We start from the raw sequence: 17,658 nt of genomic DNA, 5'->3' as shown, positions 1-17,658 counted from the left end.
GTTCCACGCCCTCCGCCAGCGCCGCCAGTTCCTCCTCGCAGTTGAGCAGACTCAGCTGACAGCCGCAGCAGGAGGTAAAGCGCTCATAAAGCACTCGCAGCTTCGCCACCTCAGATCGCTCCTTCCATCCGGCGCAACTGGGCCAGGCTGAACACCGGCCCGTCGCGGCACACATAGGCTCCCGCCACCGCGCAGTGGCAGCACTGACCGATGCCGCAGCGCATGCGCCGCTCCAGGCTGGCAAAAATGGTCTCCGCCGCCAGGCCGAAGCCGGCCAATTCATCGAGAACACAGCGGTACAAGCCCGGCGGCCCGCACACCGCGGCCACCGTCTGACGCGGTTGCAGACGCACATCGTCAAGCAGTTTCGGCAAAAGCCCCACCTGACAGGCAATGCCGCCGATCCGCCAGGGAATCTCGGCGGCGAAATCCACCGTGTAATGCAGATCGAGCAGCCCCTGGCGCGCCAGAGCGTTCAGTTCCTCCTTGAACAAAATAACCTGCGGGTCATGCGCACCGTACAGCAGGCTCAAACGACCGATCTCCCCGCGTCGCGCCACCAGGGCCTGCAGCAGCGCGCGCAAGGGCGCCATGCCCAGGCCGCCGGCAATCAGCAGGACATCGCGACCGAGGAATTCCTCCAAGGGAAACCCCTTGCCGAAAGGACCGCGCAACCCGACCCTCGCCCCCAGGGGCAGGCGATAAAGGGCATCGGTCACCCGACCGATGCGCCGGATGCACGCCTGGAAACGATGATCGCCGACGAAGGCCGCGGTGGAGACGGCAAAGCCGCCGATGCCGGGCACCGTCAATTCGGCGAACTGGCCGGGAGCGATGGGGAAGGCGTCGGGCAGGCGAAAACTGAACAGATGATGATCCGGCACCTGCCCGTCGATCTCTTCAAGAATCGCCGTCCGGGGCAGAAAATCCAGGGTCATCGCGGGGATTCCGTCAACAGGGCCTGCCTGATCTCTTCCAGGCTGATCCCCACCGGACAGGCCCGTGCGCAGCGGCCGCAGCCCACGCAAGAGGTCTCGCCGCGCAAGGTGCCGAAACCGAAAAACTTGTGCTCGAAACGAAAGCGCAGACGCTCGGCGCGATCCCGGCGAAAATTATGGCCCCCCGCGACCAGGGCAAATGAGGTAAAGAAACAGTTATCCCAGGTGCGGAAGCGCTGCGGGGCTTTTCCCGGCAAGGCCTCATCGACGACGTCGTAACAGGTGCAGGTCGGACAAACCGCCGAGCAGGCCCCGCAGGACAGGCAGCGCTTGGCGATCCGCGCCCACAGGGGCGCCTCGGCCGAGCGCCCGAAGGCCGCGAGCAGCCGACCGTTCGACGCGGGTCGCCCGGCGGCTTCGGGCGGCGGCAAGGGCCGATCCTGTTCGTCACCAAGCACGCTCAGCAGTCGGGCTGCGAACTCCTCTCCCTGGGCCGAACCGCACCATAGCCGATCACCGGCGAGGAAAATATCGCCCGGCGGATAGTCCCCGACCAGGCAAGAGCATTCCTCCGTCGGCGTGCATGCGGTCCCGACCAGCAGGGTGCGGCGCCGTCGTTCCTGGTAATGCGGGTCGTCGGCAAACACCCGATCCAGATAGGCCAGTGCGCGCAGGTCACACGGGGCCAACCCAACCAGGGCCATCGCCTCGGCACAGCGCCCGTTGCGGCGGTATTCATCCGCGGCCAGCGACCAGAGACGCTCCCGGGGAGGAAAAAGATATTTCTTGGGGGGAAGATAGGGTGGATCGGGGCACAGGTCCGACCAGCGCGACAGCGGCCCCAGGCGGCAGATGCCGTCCGCGCCGCGGACCGGGCCGAAAACGCGACCCCGGGATTGCAAGAGAGAAAGAAGAGCCTCACCAAAGCCACTGCCGACGCCGAAACTTTTCATGCAAAGCTCCGTCACGGAAAAAGGGAATGGAGGCTTATTGTACCATCGCGCGCCGGGGAAACAAGCCTTTCATGAAAACGGCGCTCAAATGAAAAGCCCCCGCATTTAATTGCGAGGGCTTTTCAGATCTGCCGGCCGGTGGATTTTTCTCCGGCTCCTTCGTCCTGCGAGGCAGAACGCTTTGTGTTCCTCATCAGGAACTCCGTGGATATATCGTCACTTGTCATGTCCGTAATCTCGGAATCCTCCTTTCTCCTGATTGCACGTTCATATTATTACACAGAAACGGCACGTTGCAAGAAAAAATAAAAACTTCTAACAACGCTTAAGGATTCCCGATATTTAGCCGGGCCGCGACCTCATCCCAGAGACTTTCGAAGGCCGCCGCCGCGCCGCAACGCGCGGCAAAACGGCCAAGGGGCGCCTTTTCAAGCCCCATGCGCTCCACCTCGCTGGCATAAGGAATGGGGGTCTTGAGCATTTCAACACGTTGCGCCGGCAATTGTTCGACAATCTCGCGATGCAGTCCCTTGCGCCGATCGACCATGGAGAAAAACGGCAGGATGGCCAAGTCGTCGAGCTGCTGCCGCGCGCGAAAGTCAAACAACTGGTCCAGGGTACGCAGGGACAAGGTGGTGGGAATCACCGGCACCAGCAAGGCATCAGCGGCGAAGAAAACCGCTTCGGACACCAGGGAGATGCTCGGCGGGCAATCGAGCAGCAACACATCGTAGTGCTCCGCCAGCGGTTTAAGGATTTTTCGCAAGCGCCTTGTCGGTTTTTTTTCCTGCTCCAGCAACAGATCCAGACTGCGATAGGAAAAATCCGCGGGCAGCAGATCCAGGTTGGCAAAGTCCGTGGCCTTGATCAGATCGTCCAAGGCGCGGCGACCACTGACCAGCCCCCGTCCGCCGCCCTTGACCTTGGCCTTCACGCGGAAATAATAGGTCGCCGCGCCCTGAGGATCCAGGTCCCATACCAGGGTGCGATGGCCGCCGCGCGCCGAAAGCCAGGCCAGATTGACGGCGGCCGCGGTTTTTCCCACCCCGCCCTTGATGTTGTAACTGGCAAGAACTTTCATGCCTGCTCCGGGGATGAAGATTTGAACAACGTGCGACAAAGACGCTGGTTCTCCTCCCTGGCAAAGCGTGCGAACCGTTCGGAGAATTCCTCGCGCACCTCGGCCTGCCGGCGATCCAGGCCCTCCACCAGACGCCCAAGGGCAAGCAGGGTTTCAGCGGGCGTATCTCCTTCCGCGACCATTTCGCGGCTGAAGCGGCCCAGGGTCTCAACCTGCACATGCAGATCCTGATAAGCACCGAGATTATCCTGCAAGCCCTTGAGTGCCTTGATCAGCCGGCCAATGTCCTCGGCCGGATAGAGGCTCTGAAAAAATTCCATGAGATAACGAAATTTTTTGCAGGTTTTGCGCAATTCATGCAATTCCGCTGGTGGCGATTGCGGGCCGATCGCCTGCCCCTCGCGCAGGACCCGACGATAAATCTTCCAGATGCGCCGATCGGCCACCTGATCAATGGGCTTCATGCCATCCGCGGTTTCCTCTAGGCCGCCAGGCTGCTCAAGAAAATCACGCCATCGGCAAACCAGCGCACGAAAGCGGGAAGACTGAAGGTGTTTCACCAACCGCTGATACTCTGTCCGCTGATGCCGTTGGAGAAAATGGCGGAAAGGGATCAAATCAGCGCGCGCCTCGGGCGGAAGAAAACCCTGGAACCGGGGGAAGTCGAGAAGATAGACATCCAGATCGCGCGCCGGGCTGGTGATGGAGCCAAGCCAGGCAAACTCCTTGCGAAACGCCTCCACCTCTCGGGCCGGCAAGACGTTTTTGAGTTGTGCCAGCGCCGTGCGGGTGCGGCGCACCGCGACGCGAAAGTCATGCAGGAACTCGGAATCCAGGGCGGTCTCGACACCGGGCTGGTTGGCCAGCAGGGTTGTAAAAAGTTGCCTGAGCACCTGGCGCAGGGCTTGTCCCGCGGGCAGGGCGGGTGTCAGGCCATGGTTGATCTTGCTTGAATAGTCTCCGGGGCGGCGACCCAGGGCCGCCAGGCTCTCGTCAAACAGCCCTGTCTCCGACCGCGTCAAGCCGCATGGACCTTCCAGAAAATCGGCAAGCCTCCGGGCCTCCGGGGCAAATCCCTTGAGCGAATGGACCAGGAGACGCGGCGGCAATGCTTGCCGATTATCCTCGTTGCCACGGACTTGCGGCGCGAGAAATTCGATCCGTGCGACGGTTTTTTCCCGGCGGTCAAGCACGGCATAGAGGTCGCGCCGCCCGCCGAGCCGCGCCACCGGCAGCAAGGCGCGCATCTCGATCAAGGGTTCCAGGGCTTGGCGCAGGGACCCCGGCGGAAAGTCCCAGGCGAACACCTTCGCCGGAAAATCACCCGAAGCCAGCAAGGTGCCGTCGACGTGGCGCAGGTCGATCCGCGCCTTGCCGCACAAATCCTCCTCCACCAGTCGCAGGTCGGCCTGATGCAGCCGCCAATCAAAGGTATCCAAATAAACCAGCGCCAAGCTGCCGTGTGATTCCTCGGCGAGGGTGAATTGGGACACCAGCCTGTCCAGCAGACTCTTTTGATCCTCGCCGAGCAGGTAGTGGCGATAGGGCATGATCAATCCTGGCTTCAATCCGCCTTGGCCCAGGAGGAAAAAGGCCGGCGGATCAAATTGGCGTTGTAATAGCGCGGATCGCCCGTGACCTCATCGCCGACCCAGGGCGGCAGCGTGAAAACCTGTCCCTCATCGCTCAATTCCACCTCGGCCACGACCAAACCGGCATTGACGCCGGAAAAAACATCGATCTCCCAGAGCATGCCGGCATAGGGGACCTCGTAGCGGATTTTTTCGATCAACGGGCGCAGGCACAGCTCGTCCAGCAGGCGCGCGGCTTCCTCGGCGGGAATCGGGTAGTCGAATTCCAGGCGGCGAGACCCACGGGTAAGACCCTTGATCGTCAAGGTGCCCTGCCCATCGGCGAGCCGCACGCGCAGGGTGCGCTCGGGGTCCGTCGATAGAAAGCCCTGGCGCAGACGCTTCTCGCCAACCACGGCTTGTTGCCAGTCATTGTTGCGCAGGAGAAACTTGCGCTCGATTTCAACGCCCATCCAGCCTCGCTTCAGCGCAGGTTGCGCCCACCAAAGTTTTTCGCCTTGCGCTTGCGCAGACGACTGACATCCTTCTGGCGTTGCTCGGCCAGTTCGATGAGCCGCTGATGGCAGCCCTTTTCCTCCTCAGGCGATTCCGGCCGACGCTGCACGTAACCGCCGTCGGGCTGCATATCCCAGGCGCAGCGGCGATCGGCAAGCTGAATGTCGAGCACGGCGCGCAGATCACGGCGCAATTCCGGGGCTTCGATGGGAATGAGGATTTCCACCCGAGATTCGAGATTGCGCTTCATGATGTCGGCCGAGCCGATGAAATATTCCTCCGCGCCGCCGTTGCGGAAGTAGTAGACCCGGGCGTGCTCGAGAAAGCGCCCGACGATGCTCACCACCCGCACGGTTTCCGAAAGCCCGGACACCCCGGGGCGCAGTCGGCAGGTGTCACGCACCAGCAGATCGATTTTCACGCCGGCCTGACCGGCGCGATAGAGGGCCTTGACCACATCCACATCCTCCAGGGCATTCATCTTGAACTGGATGAGCCCGGGGGTTTCCAGGGAGTGTAATTCCATCTCCCGCTCGATGCGGCTGAGCAGCGCGCGCTTGCAGATCTTGGGCGCGGGCAGGATCTTCTGGTAATGACGCTTGGGGGTATAGCCGGTGGTCAGGTAGTTGAACAGTTCGGTGATATCCTCGCCGATCTTCTCGTCGCAGGTCAAAAGGCCCAGGTCACTGTAAATCCGTGAGGTTCCCGCATGATAGTTGCCGGTGCCCAGGTGCATGTAACGGCGCAGGCCGTCGAAATCGTGACGCACCACGAGAATCACCTTGGCATGGGTTTTCAATCCCACCACGCCGTAGGTGACGTGGATGCCCGCCTCCTCCATGCGCGACGCCAAACGGATATTGGCGGCCTCGTCGAAACGCGCCTTGAGCTCCACCACCACCGCCACCTGCTTGCCGTTTTCGGCGGCATCGATGAGATGATCGACGATGCGGCTTTCGCTTTCGGTGCGATAGAGGGTCATCTTGATGGCGCGCACCTTGGGATCAGCGGCGGCCTCGCGCAGAAAACGCTCGACGGAGGACGTAAAGGACTCGTAGGGATGTTGCAGAAGGATCGCCCCGGCTTCGCGGATCACATGAAAGATGGGACGCGGCGCCTGCAATCCCGGGTGATCGATGGGATGATGGGGAGGATCCTTGAGCTCGGGGAAATTCAGTCCGTGGATTTCCCACAGATCGCGCAGAGCCATGAAACCCTCGATCTCGAACACGTCGGCGTTCTCGTCAAGCCCCAGTTCCGACGCGATCCGCCCCCGGTGCGTGGGATCCATGCCGCGATAGGTCTGAAGCCGCACGATGGGCGCGAACTTGCGCTCCTGCAATTCCGACTCGATCATGGCGAGCAGGTCCTCGGCATGCTCCTCGTTTTTTTCCGTATTGGCGTTGCGTGTCACGCGGAAAAACTCGCAGGACATGATCTGCATCTCGGGAAAAAGCATGTCGAGATGGTGCGCCATGACATCCTCAAGCGGCACGAAGCGATTTTTCTCGCCGATACGGATGAAGCGCGGCGCCGCCAGTCCCACCGGAACCTTGACCCGCGCCATGGACATCTCGCCATCCTGGGGATAGCGCAGGGTCACCAGCAGGTTGAGGGAGAGATTGGAGATGAAGGGAAAGGGATGCGCCGGGTCGATGGACTGCGGCGTTACCAGGGGGTAGATGTTGCGGTGGTAATAGTCGCGCAGCCACTTGCGCTCCCGCGAATTGAGTTCCGTGCAACTGAGAATGGCGATGCCCTCCTCGCGCAGGGCCTTCTTGAGGGTGGCATAGACCGCCTGCATCTCCCTGACCATGTCGCGCACCACCGTGTAGCATTCCTCGATCTGCTGGCGCGGGGTGCGCCCGTCGACGCTGAGTTCGGTCATGCCCGCGCCGAGCTGCTGCTTGAGGCCGCCGATGCGCTTCATGAAGAACTCATCGAGGTTGCTGCTGGTGATGGCGAGAAACTTGACCCGCTCCAGGAGCGGATTGCGCTCGTCACCGGCTTCATGAAGCACGCGCCGGTTGAACTGCAGCCAGGTCAGCTCGCGGTTGAGATAGAGGTCGCGGGGCGCAAAATCGGGCAGGCGCGGCTGGCGCCCGGCGGATTTCACCGCCGGTGAAGATTTCTTCGCGCTTTTGGTCGCCGGAGATTCCATGCTCTGTTCAATATCGTGCGAAGGCGCCGCGTCGGCCTTGATCGAAAGCGTTGCAACGTCCTTGTCGTCCATGCCCGAACCGTTGATTTCCTGCGTCATAACCGCTCCCTTGCCCGGCACAGTCTCAAACCACTCCATGGAAATCTTGTCCTTTCCCGGCAATATCCCTGCAAATTGTTAGGAAGAAGTTAGGCCGGCAACGCAAATCATGCGGCGAGACGCCAAATCAAAAGAAAAATGCGCGAATGCTCAGGAATTTTAGCACAGCGGGGGGGGAATTCCAGAAAAGAGGGGGTGGGCGGTCGCGACTTAGAAGATGGCGGCCAGCCGGTCGAAGGACTTTTTCAAGCGCTGGGTCACGGCGTAGAGCATGCCCTTGAGCAGGCGCACGCCTACCTCCGGATGCTCCAGGGTCAGACGGTCAAAGGCGTCGCGCTCCAGAACCAGAAGGCCCGAGTCTTCCAGGGCGGCGGCGGTGAAGGCCCGGGGTTGGCCATCGAGCAAACCGAATTCTCCCATGATCGCCCCGGGGCCGTAGACCCCGACGATCACCTGCTTGTCCTCGAACTCGGTGTTTTTCTTTTCCTCCAGGCGTCCGCGAACCACGAACACCACGGAACTGTCCGCGTCGCCCTCGCGCCACAGGGTTTCCCCGGCACGCGCCTGCCAGCACTTGAGATAGTTGCGTAGCACGTCCAGGTCCGCGTCACCGAGAAAGCGGAAGAAACGCAGTTCCTCCTTGAGGTCGCGGCAAACCTGATCGAAACCGGCCTCTTCCATCCTCAGCCCGCCTTGCCGCCGGCCTTGAGTTCGCTGATGCGCTGCTCCATCTGGGCAAAGAGCCCGTTCATGCCCTCGCGGCGCACGATCTCGCTGAAGGAGCTGCGATAGTTGCGCACCAGGCTGACGTTCTCGATGATCACGTCGAACACCAGCCAATCCTCGCCGCGACTGACCAGGCGGTAGTTGATGGGGATCTCGGCGCTGCGGGTCATCACCTTGGTGTCCACCTGGGCGCGACGGTCCTCGATCTGCTCGCCGACGAAGACCACCTCCTCGCCGCTGTATTCGTCGATGCGCCCGATGTAGGTGGCTTCGAGCAGGTCGCTGAACAGCACCACGAAACGCTCCTGCTCCGTCGCGCTGGCCTGCCGCCACTGAGGCCCCAGCACCCACTGGGCCATGGTCGGGAAATCAAAGCGCGCCCGCACCAGGGGACTGATCCGCTCGCGCTTGGCGGCGGCGCCAAGACCACCGTCGCGCAAAACGGCGAGGACCGCGTCGACGGTCTCCTTCAGTTGCGCCTGGGGCCCGGCTTGGGCGCAAACCGGCGCGGCAACCGCCAGCAACAAAAAAACCAGTAAGGGATAGAGAAAATTTGCATGCTTCATGACGGACCTCCTTGCCGGCGCTTCATTCCATGATCATGGCATCGCGACGCTGGGCGTAGGCATCGCGGATGAACAGATAGGGATCGAGCTGCTCGCGCTTGATCGCCTCATAGGTGTCGCGATCCAGGGACAGCCAGTTAACGCGGTCGTAGGTCTTGACGGCGATGACTTCCCAGGTTTCGTCCAGGACATAAGGCCAGGGATCGAGAACGCCGTCGCCGATGCGGCCCACGGCATCGCGGGGATTGGACGGACCAAAGAGCGGTAGCACCAGATAGGGCCCGGCCGGAATGCCGAAATAGCCCAGGGTCTGGCCGAGGTCCTCGTCCTTTTTGTGCCAGCCGAGGCGCTTGTGCGCCGGATCGAACAGCCCACCGACGCCCCAGGTGGTATTCACCACGAAGCGCCCCAGTTCCCGCCCGGCATCCGGGAAGCGAAACTGCAAGAGGCAATTGGCCAGGCGCACCGGCGTGGCCACGTTGGAGAAGAAATTGCCCACCGAAACCCGCGCCGGCTCGGGCACCACCCTGTAGGCTCGCGCCACCGGCTTGAGCAGGTAGAAATACAGCTTGTCGTTGAACCAGAACATGGCGCGATTGAAGGGTTCGATGGGATCGTAAACCGCGACGACGTCCTCGTCGAACTCATTCTCGAAGGGAGAATAATCATCCTCGGGTGCCGCGACCGTCCGCGTCGCCGTCGGATCGACCAGGTTTTGGGCATGGGCCGGCGCGATCAGCAGGCACAACCCCATGAGCCAGCAAGCAGAGATCCATAGACGCATGACGCAATCCTCTCCCGTTATTTGCTCTCGAAAATATACTTGCTTATCAGCTCTTCGAGGTTAATGGCCGATTCGGTTTCATGGATGCGTCCGCCAGGCTCGATGTAATCCATGGCGCCACCCGGTGAAATGCTGACGTAGCGATCGCCGATAATGCCGGCGGTGCGAATCGAGGCGATGCTGTCCTCGGTCAGGCGCACGTCGCGGTCCATGGCCAGTTCCACCACCGCGTCGTAGCGCTCCGGATCGAGGCTGATGCGGGCCACCCGTCCGACCTTGACCCCGGCGATTTCCACCTGGGCGCCGGGCTTGAGCCCGGAAATGGAGCCGAAGCGCGCCGTCACGCGGTAGCTGGTGTCGCCGAACAGGCGCACATCGCCGAGCTTGACCGCCAGCCAGGCAAAGCACAGAAAACCCAACACCAGGAACAGGCCCACGGACACTTCGACATTAAAGCGTTTCATAAAGGATGGACTCCTCCTTGTCGCTGGAATAGATCGGCCCCATGGTCGTTTCCACGAACTCGCGGATCAAGGGGTTTTCCGCCAACTGGAATTCCTCGGGCGACATGCAGCCCTGGATCACGCCCTCGGCGAGCAGCGCGACGGTGTCGGCGAGCTTGAAGATCTTGGGCACGTCGTGGCTGACGATGACCGCGGTGTACTTGAGCTGCTGCTGGGTGCGGTGAAACAGGCGATAGATTTCATTGCTCTTGTGCACGTCGAGGCCGGTGGTCGGCTCGTCGAAGAACACCACGCGCGGATTGAGCATCAGCGCGCGCGCCAACCCAACGCGCTTGCGCATGCCGCCGGAAATCTGCGCCGGATACTTGTCCTCCGCCCCCAGCAGATCCATCAAATCGAGCTTTTCCATGACGCTCGCGCGAATCCGCTCCTCGCCGACCTTGGTGCGTTCGCGCAGGGGCAAGGCCACGTTGTCGAACACCGTCATGGAGTCGAAAAGGGCGGCATTCTGGAACAGCACTCCAAAATGAGTGCGAATCTCCTTGACCTCCCGCGCGCGGATGCGGGTCAGATCCCGGCCGAACACCAGCACTTCTCCCTGTTCGGGCTTGACCAGCCCGAGCATGTGCTTGAGGATCACGCTCTTGCCCTGGCCGCTGGCGCCGACGATGACCAGGGTCGTCCCCTCGCGCACCTGGAGATGGACGCCGCGCAGCACCTTCTGGGCGCCGAAGGCTTTATGCACGTCCTTGAGCTCGATGACGATGTCGTTTGGCGCGTCGCTCATGGCATTCCCCTACAGCATGATCGCACTGATCAGATAGTCCCAGAGCAGCACCGCCACCGACGAGAGCACCACCGCGTCGGTGGTGGTGCGGCTCACCCCTTCGGCGCCGAAGCCGCCGCCGCGCTCGAAGTGCAGGAAATACCCCTTGGCTGCCGCGATCCAGATGAGCAGCAGGCCGAAAACCAGCGATTTGACCAGGCCCATCTTGATATCCTGCCATTCCACGCTGGCGTACATGGCCTGAAAATAGGTGCCCTCGTTGATGCCGAGCAGCACCACGCCGATCAGCCAGCCGCCGAGAATGCCGACCACGTCGAACAGGGCGGTGAGCAGCGGCATGGACAGCACGCCGGCCACGAACTTGGGCGCCATCAGGTACTTGTAGGGATCGATGGCCATGCATTCCAGGGCGTCGATCTGCTCGGAGTTGCGCATGATGCCGATCTCGGCGCAGATTGCCGAACCGGCGCGGCCGATCACCATGAGCGCCGCCACCACCGGGCCGAGCTCGCGAATCAGGCTCAGGGCCACCGCCGAGCCGAGCAGGCCCTCGGAGCCGAACTTGCGCAGGGTGTAATAGCCCTGCAGGCCCAGCACCATGCCGGTGAAGGCGCCGGTGAAGAAGATCACGAAGATGGAACGCGAGCCGATGAAGTGAATCTGACGGATGATGGGAAAAATCTTGTAGGGAGGTTTGACGACGCACCACAGGCAGGCAAAGAGAAAAATCCCCATGCGGCCCAGCTGTTCAAGGAGATGCAGGCATTGATCGCCGAGCTTTTCCAGAAATTGCACCATGCGAAAACATCCAGATCACATAAATATAAAACGGCCGATCATCGCCCCCGCGGCATCCTGGCAACTGGCAAGACCATACTTTAGCATTTTTTTGGAAAATTCCAAGCATTGTCAAAGGCCATTGTTAATGCGACCTTGCGTCGCCCCACCGTGCCATTCAACCCTGGGCGCCCTGTATGGCCGAAAATTTGCAATAAATTCTTTCCCGGGGACGGCTCCCAAGGGAAAAACTTCAATCAGATCAACCATCAGGAGGGATTATGCCGATAGCCGCCGCACAGGAAAAATTCCGTTTTTTCGCGAAACTCAGCACGGAAGACATCCAGCAATTCCTCAGATTCTGCGAAAAGCGCGCGGTGCCTAAGGGCGATTGGCTGTGGACCGAAGGCGACCGGGACAACTATGCGGCCTTCATTCTCAGCGGCAAACTCGGCATCAAGAAGAAAACCGAATTCGGCGACAAGCATGTGGTGGTCGGCACCTACGGGCCAGGCTCCGTGATCGGGGAACTATGCCTGCTGACCTGCAATCCGCGCGCGGTCAGCGCCATCTGCCTCGAACCGTCCGAGGTGCTGATCCTGCACAGTCAGAAATTTGAAGACCTGGTGACGGAATCCCCTCTGCTCGGCCTGAATCTGCTGCGCCACATGTTCATGGCCACCTCCGCCCGCCTGACTAAATCCTACGAGCGCATCGCCTCGATCTTTTAAGGAGAAATCCACGGTACCCCCTTGCCAATCACTTACAAGACACCCAGCAAAGCTCACGAATCATAAGTAACCAGGACTTTTTTCATCCTTTTCCCGCCTCGCCCTAAATCTCGCCTCATGTAGCAAAAATAATTGCTCTTACGATTGAATTTCTCCCTTTCCGTGTCACATTTTCACCACGCACCCTCAATAAAAATGATTTTTTATCAATGAAAAAAGAAGGCTCTCGGCTTTTTTTCACGTCTTGACCCGGGAGGGAATTGAAGCCCTGGTCATCTCGGGAGCCTTTTGCGTTCACCGGATTCTTCATCCAGACGAAGCACCACCTGTCCGGCGGCGCCTTTGGGGCCCCAACCCTATACCGAGACGGCCATGGAAGAGATGCTGAGCATCCTCGAAACCTATCTCCCCCTAGCGGGCGCGGGATTGCCCGACCCGACCCTCACCCTGGTCAGCCTCACGGAACGCACCCTGGGGCTGGGCAACCGGCGCGGCACCGAGCGGGTCGCGGGCTTTGCCATCATTTCCCTCAAGGGAGGACGCCTCGACGCCGTGGCGCGCTTTGCGCTCTGGGGCGCGACGCCGGACGAGGTCGACATCCTGACCAGCGAGTTGCAGCAGCGGTTACTGGCAGACCGCACCGAACTCTGGAATCAGGGGTTCCTGATGCTGCGGCAGCAAGATACCGGCGTCGCCGAGCACATCTCCTCCCTGGGCGCCTGGCGCAAGACCACCGATGTCAAGGTGCTGTACGAATTTCATGACCGCGACCTCGACGGCGCCGAGAGCCTCATCGCCCGAATCCCCATTCACGTCGATCCCGAGGAGCGCAACTCCCCGGTGCGCGAGACGACGACCGTGCGCGACGAAATCGTGCGCTGGGACAACCATCAGGCCGAAACCCTGCGGGTCGCGGGCAGCAGTCGCGCGCCCTGGGCATTGAGCGGGCTGGCCGCCCTCGCCTATCGGCCGGCGGCCTTCAGCGGCGCCCAGGTGACCTTGGCGCGCCTTGACCTGGACAACCCCGCGGCGCCGACCGCCTATCCCGACCTGCCCTCCTTTCTGGCGGCGGTCACGGACCCGGGACATCCCGAGCGTCACGGCCAAGTGGTTTTTGCCGATCTGGAAACCTTTCTCGCGGCCTTCACGCCCGCCGGCGACCCCATCCCCCTGGGCGACTGGGACGAGGACGGCGTGGAGGACGAATACCGTCCCGGGCTGATCAGGTTCGACCATCCCTTGCGCCTGAGCGGTCCGCGGGAACAGTTGCGCATCACCTACGACGACGCCGCGCTGGGCGCGCCGGCGGTGGTTTACCTGCGCGCCGGTGCGCGCCGCCTGGGCTGAGGCCATCACCCAACCGCTGACCCCTGAGCCGGTCCCGGTGACCGTCATCAGGCAGAAAGCCCAAACCCAAGGAGAGAAAAGACCATGACAGAGATGATCTTGCCGGGTGTTTTCATCGAGGTCCGACCCGAAGGGCTCATCACCCCCGGCCGGGTGACGGTCGGCAACCTGGGGGTGATCGGCACCGCCGGCAAGGGCCCGACGGCCACGCCGGTGCTGCTCGGCAGCTACGCCGAGGCCCGCCAGGTGTTCGGTCCCTATGATCCGTGGATTGACGGCGCCAGCGATGAGCTGACCCTGGTGCGCGCCCTGGAGCTGGCTTTCGCCCACGGCGCCACCACGGTGTTCGCCGTGCGCGTCGCCTCCGCCGCGGCGGCGCGGGCTGACTACCAGCTCGGCTCCGCCGGCGGCCCCAACGTGCGGCTGCGGGCAAAAACGCCGGGAACCTGGGGCAACGACCTCAAGGTCAACGTCTGGGACGCCGATCAGAACGCCTTCATCGAGGACGAGGAGCATAGCGGCGGCGCCGCCATCAGCCTGGAGCGCACTCCGGTGGTCAAGAGCGCGCGCAACCGCCTGCGCCTGTTCACCGATGCCGATGGCCTGACCCGCTCCCTCAGGATTCTCTATGACGACGACGCGGCGGCCCCCGCTGCCGGGGAGGTCAAGGTCGACCGGACCACCGGCGATCTGACCTTCGGGGGCACGGCACCGGGCGCGGCGGATGTGCTCACCGCCTCCTATGTGGTGGACAAGGCCAGCGCCGTCAAGGTGACCCTGGCCCTGGGCGAGCTCAAGGAAAGCTACATCGCCGTCGACGGTCACGACCTCGTCGCCGACATCAACCGGCTCTCCGCCTGGGTCGAAGGCAGCGCCCTGGCCAACGCCGATGAAACACCCGCCAAAAGCAGCGCCGCCGATGCCTTCGGCGCCTTCGGCACCGGCGCCAACACCGCCGGCAACAACGGCGAGTTCGGCGCCGATTATCAGGCGGGCCTTGAAGTACTGCTCAACGAGGACGCCCACATCATCGTCGCCGCCGGCCAGGACGACAGTTTCGCCGACGAACTCGACGCCCACTGCCAGACGGCGTCCTCGGATGCCATCCGCAAGGACCGCATCGCCGTGACGGGCAGCGGCGTCGCCGCCAGCCTCGACGACATCCGCGGCCACAACGTCGCCAGCGACCGGGTGATCTTCGCCGCCCCCGGCATCAAGGTCACGGATACCGCCGCCACGCCGCCCGTCGAGGCGACCCTGCCCGGCGCCTACGCGGCCGCCGCCGTGGCCGGCCTGCTGGCCGGCTTTTCCCCGCACATCAGCCTGACCAATAAAACGGTGCGGGTCGGCGGGCTGGAGCGCAAATTCACCGCCGCCGAGCTCACCCAACTGGTGCAGGCCCGCGTCCTAGCGCTGGAGCAGCGCCAGGGCTTGCGCATCGTCAAGGGCATCACCACCAGCACCAACACCGCCTGGCACCAGATCACCACCCGGCGCATCGTCGACTACGCCAAGTTCGGCGTGCGCTCCGCCGCCACGCCCTACATCGGCCTGCTCAACAATGAGCGGGTGCGCGGCGCCATGCGCGCCACCATCAACAGCTTCCTGGTCGAGATGGTCAACGACGAAATGCTCATCAGCTACGAGCTCGAGGTCAGCGCCACCCGCGAGGAGGAACGCCAAGGCATCGCCCGGGTCACCCTGGTGCTGCGCCCGACCTTCAGCATCGACTTCATCAAAGTCACCATGTTCCTGGAATAGGAGGACGTTAAGTCATGGCCAACACCAATGTGTTCACCGGAGCCCACGGCACCCTGACCCTGGCGCCCCTCGACACCGCCGAGGGGCGCGACGCCGGCTCGGTCATCGAAGCCTACGACATCCAACAGGCGGTGGGACGGGTGGTCGACGTCAAGGTCTGCGTCAAGACCGACCTGGAGGAGTTCCATGAAATCGGCCGCCGCTATGCCACCTCCCTGCATCCCGGCAACATTCACGTCAGCGGCACCGTGGGGCGCGCCTACATCAACGGCGCCCTGCTCGGCCTGCTGCTGGGACGCAAGTCCTTCATCCCCTCCACCGCCGAACCCTTCGTGCAGCCGGCCTTCAACCTGACCCTGCGGCTGGATGACCCGGCCACCATCGGCAACGCCGAGCTGGTGGTCAACGGCGTGCAGTTCCAGAACTGGAGCCTGAGTCTGCCCGAGGACGATTTCGTCATGGAGGAAGTGAGCTTCAAGGCCCTGTCCGTGGACATCATCGACATCGAGGGCGAAGTCACCATCGGGCCGATTTTCGTGGAGGAGGGAGGCTAGGCCATGATGCTCTCGCCTGAAGAGCTGCTGGCCGGCTGCACCCTGACCCACGAGGTGGAGATCCCCGCCGACCTGCTGCCGGTCGGCGGGGGGACGTCCGTGCGGCGCGTCGCCTTGCGGCCCTTGTCGGTGCGCGATCTACAGCGCATCGACAAGGCAGCCAAGGACGACGACAGCCTCTCGGCGGCGCTCATGATCAAGCAGGCCCTGGCCGAGCCGTCCCTGAGCGTGGATCAGGTCATGCAGCTGCCCGCAGGGCTAGGACGCTTCCTGGTGGAGCGCATCAACCACATCAGCGGCATCGACACGCCACGCGACGCCCTGGAGGAATACGTCCAGGCGCCCCTGGCCAAAGCCTGCTTCATTCTGGCGCGCGAATTCGGCTGGACACCGGAGGAGGTGAGCGGCATGACCATCGGCCAGATCCTGCTCTACCTGGAGATGGCGCGGCGCGAGGGCAAGGAAAATGGCGCCGGCAATTAAACGACCCTTCTCCCCGGCGGCGGCACGCCGTGCCCTCGTCGGCGGCCGCGCCCCTGGATGCTGGCGACGCGAGCTCGCCCGCAGCCTGGACGGTTTGCGTCAAATGCGGCGGACCTGCGCCTGGCTCGTCACCCTGAGCGGGCAGCGGCCCCGGCTGCGGACTGGTCCCTTGTGGGGGAGCGCCCTGTGCGGAATCAGCCTCGCGGCGCCCGCCCCGTCGCAAAGCCCCCTGCCCGCCCCGGGATCCCGCCGCCTTGCCCTTGAAGAGGCGCGGGCGAAAACCCGCCCTCGGCAAACCCGCGCGGCATCGTCCGAACCGAGCAGCACCCGGCCCGCGCACCTCGACGTGGCGCCTGCGGGCCGGGCTGCCGGGCGCGGCGCCATCACCCCCAACAACCTGCCCCGGCGTGCGCCGCCGGAGCTTCTGGCCCAGCTCAGCGCGCCTCAAGGGGAGGCGGCTAAACGCGTCCCAACCAGGGAACAGGACGGGACACCGCGCCAGGAAACCGCCCTGCTTCCGACCAGGCACCATCGTCCCCGGTCACCGTTCCCGGATCGGCCTGCGACCTCCGCCAAGGGACAGAGCCATGAGCCGGCCTCGAACCAGGCCGCCGAGGTCGGCGCCTGGCGCCGGCATCTCCTGGCCAAGGTCTGGCGCCTGCTGCATCAGACGATCCAGAACCTCGCGGCGGAAGGGGCGGCCTTCGGGGCCGGAGGCGTTGGGCCTGCGCAGTCCGCCGCGAAAACCATTGGGGGGCCTGACCCGGCGTCCCCCGCAACCCTCCTGGGCGGCGCCGCCGCGCCGTCCGGCCCCTGGCGACAGACCCTCGACGGGCCGACCCTGGACCACCCGGAGCTATCCGTCTTGGCGGCCCAGGCCGGGCGGGGGCCGGAAGCGCCTTCCGACAAGGCCGCAAGCCGCCGCCAGAACCAGGAGACAACCCGGCAAACCGGCAAGCCGGGCACCCCCGACGCCGCCCGGCGACCGGCGCGATTGCACCCAGCGACGGGACAGGGCGCCACCGAAACGGCGTTCACCCCGGTCGCCGATTTGCCCCTGCGCGACATGCTGCGGCAAAGCCGCCAGCGGGGTGAGGAGGGTTCCTTCCTGCGTCCCTCTGAACCGGCCAGCGCTGCGGGGCCGGAGGCGGGCGGTTTCGTTCCCGTGCAACCCGCCGCGCCCGCGCCTGCTTTGGCGCGTCTCTTCCGCTCCCCCGGCCGAAATGATCCGGACGACGAACTCGACCACCTCGCCGATCAAATGCAGCGCATCCTGCGGGAACAGGCGCGCCGCCACGGCATCGACCTCTAAGGGAAAGATACGGATATGCGGCCCATGATCGACGAACTCGAACTGCC

18 protein-coding genes are annotated in these 17,658 nt (G+C 63.3%); 6 read left to right on the top strand and 12 right to left on the bottom strand.

Annotation, left to right across the window (positions count from 1 at the left end):
- Positions 1-110: 110 nt before the first annotated feature.
- The 12 genes from QAT43_RS08505 to QAT43_RS08450 form a co-directional block, all read right to left on the bottom strand.
- Positions 111-938 carry an FAD/NAD(P)-binding protein gene (locus tag QAT43_RS08505; RefSeq protein ID WP_305042631.1) on the bottom strand — a complete coding sequence of 276 codons (828 nt, stop codon included), beginning with the start codon at positions 936-938 and terminating at the stop codon, positions 111-113.
- Positions 935-1,891: a 4Fe-4S dicluster domain-containing protein gene (locus QAT43_RS08500; protein WP_305042630.1), complete on the bottom strand. Its 957-nt coding sequence runs from the start codon at positions 1,889-1,891 to the stop codon at positions 935-937. The genes QAT43_RS08505 and QAT43_RS08500 overlap by 4 nt, the downstream gene beginning before the upstream one ends.
- Positions 1,892-2,216: 325 nt before the next feature.
- On the bottom strand, positions 2,217-2,972 hold the full coding sequence (locus QAT43_RS08495) for a ParA family protein (RefSeq protein WP_305042629.1): 756 nt from the start codon (positions 2,970-2,972) through the stop codon (positions 2,217-2,219).
- Positions 2,969-4,522: a CHAD domain-containing protein gene (locus QAT43_RS08490; RefSeq protein WP_305042628.1), complete on the bottom strand. Its 1,554-nt coding sequence runs from the start codon at positions 4,520-4,522 to the stop codon at positions 2,969-2,971. The genes QAT43_RS08495 and QAT43_RS08490 overlap by 4 nt, the downstream gene beginning before the upstream one ends.
- 14 nt (positions 4,523-4,536) lie before the next feature.
- Positions 4,537-5,016 (bottom strand): CYTH domain-containing protein, encoded by a 480-nt coding sequence (locus QAT43_RS08485; RefSeq protein ID WP_305042627.1) that lies wholly within the window; start codon positions 5,014-5,016, stop codon positions 4,537-4,539.
- An 11-nt stretch (positions 5,017-5,027) separates the two neighbouring features.
- The gene (gene ppk1, locus QAT43_RS08480; RefSeq protein ID WP_305042626.1) at positions 5,028-7,319 is read right to left on the bottom strand and encodes a polyphosphate kinase 1; all 2,292 of its coding nucleotides are present in this window, start codon (positions 7,317-7,319) and stop codon (positions 5,028-5,030) included.
- 210 nt (positions 7,320-7,529) lie between these two features.
- On the bottom strand, positions 7,530-8,000 hold the full coding sequence (locus QAT43_RS08475) for a cyclic nucleotide-binding domain-containing protein (RefSeq protein WP_305042625.1): 471 nt from the start codon (positions 7,998-8,000) through the stop codon (positions 7,530-7,532).
- Between the two features lie 2 nt (positions 8,001-8,002).
- Entirely contained in the window at positions 8,003-8,611 is a 609-nt protein-coding gene (locus tag QAT43_RS08470) for an MlaC/ttg2D family ABC transporter substrate-binding protein (protein ID WP_305042624.1), read from the bottom strand.
- 22 nt (positions 8,612-8,633) lie between these two features.
- A complete protein-coding gene (locus QAT43_RS08465; RefSeq protein ID WP_305042623.1) occupies positions 8,634-9,395 on the bottom strand; it encodes an MlaA family lipoprotein in 762 nt (253 codons plus the stop codon).
- Between the two features lie 17 nt (positions 9,396-9,412).
- Positions 9,413-9,859: an outer membrane lipid asymmetry maintenance protein MlaD gene (gene mlaD / locus QAT43_RS08460; RefSeq protein ID WP_305042622.1), complete on the bottom strand. Its 447-nt coding sequence runs from the start codon at positions 9,857-9,859 to the stop codon at positions 9,413-9,415.
- The gene (locus tag QAT43_RS08455) at positions 9,846-10,646 is read right to left on the bottom strand and encodes an ABC transporter ATP-binding protein (protein ID WP_305042621.1); all 801 of its coding nucleotides are present in this window, start codon (positions 10,644-10,646) and stop codon (positions 9,846-9,848) included. Before QAT43_RS08455 ends, mlaD begins: the two co-directional genes overlap by 14 nt.
- A gap of 9 nt (positions 10,647-10,655) precedes the next feature.
- Complete coding sequence (locus QAT43_RS08450; protein ID WP_305042620.1) at positions 10,656-11,444, bottom strand: MlaE family lipid ABC transporter permease subunit; 789 nt, start codon at positions 11,442-11,444, stop codon at positions 10,656-10,658.
- A 260-nt stretch (positions 11,445-11,704) separates the two neighbouring features.
- Between QAT43_RS08450 and QAT43_RS08445 the strand changes: the two genes are divergently transcribed.
- From QAT43_RS08445 to QAT43_RS08420, 6 genes are all read left to right on the top strand, one after another.
- Positions 11,705-12,154 carry a Crp/Fnr family transcriptional regulator gene (locus QAT43_RS08445; RefSeq protein ID WP_305042619.1) on the top strand — a complete coding sequence of 150 codons (450 nt, stop codon included), beginning with the start codon at positions 11,705-11,707 and terminating at the stop codon, positions 12,152-12,154.
- A gap of 372 nt (positions 12,155-12,526) precedes the next feature.
- Positions 12,527-13,501, top strand: a complete 975-nt coding sequence (locus QAT43_RS08440; protein WP_305042618.1) for a hypothetical protein — start codon at positions 12,527-12,529, stop codon at positions 13,499-13,501.
- Between the two features lie 84 nt (positions 13,502-13,585).
- Positions 13,586-15,262, top strand: a complete 1,677-nt coding sequence (locus QAT43_RS08435; protein ID WP_305042617.1) for a phage tail sheath C-terminal domain-containing protein — start codon at positions 13,586-13,588, stop codon at positions 15,260-15,262.
- Positions 15,263-15,276: 14 nt separating this feature from the next.
- Complete coding sequence (locus QAT43_RS08430; protein WP_305042616.1) at positions 15,277-15,816, top strand: hypothetical protein; 540 nt, start codon at positions 15,277-15,279, stop codon at positions 15,814-15,816.
- Positions 15,817-15,819: 3 nt separating this feature from the next.
- Positions 15,820-16,299 (top strand): hypothetical protein, encoded by a 480-nt coding sequence (locus QAT43_RS08425; RefSeq protein WP_305042615.1) that lies wholly within the window; start codon positions 15,820-15,822, stop codon positions 16,297-16,299.
- An 865-nt stretch (positions 16,300-17,164) separates the two neighbouring features.
- Positions 17,165-17,611 (top strand): hypothetical protein, encoded by a 447-nt coding sequence (locus tag QAT43_RS08420; RefSeq protein WP_305042614.1) that lies wholly within the window; start codon positions 17,165-17,167, stop codon positions 17,609-17,611.
- The last annotated feature ends 47 nt before the right edge of the window (positions 17,612-17,658 follow it).

This window comes from Geoalkalibacter sp., from assembly GCF_030604225.1.
Classification (GTDB): domain Bacteria; phylum Desulfobacterota; class Desulfuromonadia; order Desulfuromonadales; family Geoalkalibacteraceae; genus Geoalkalibacter.
The sequence above is the reverse complement of the archived record's forward strand: the minus strand, read 5'-3'. Positions and strand labels throughout refer to the sequence as shown.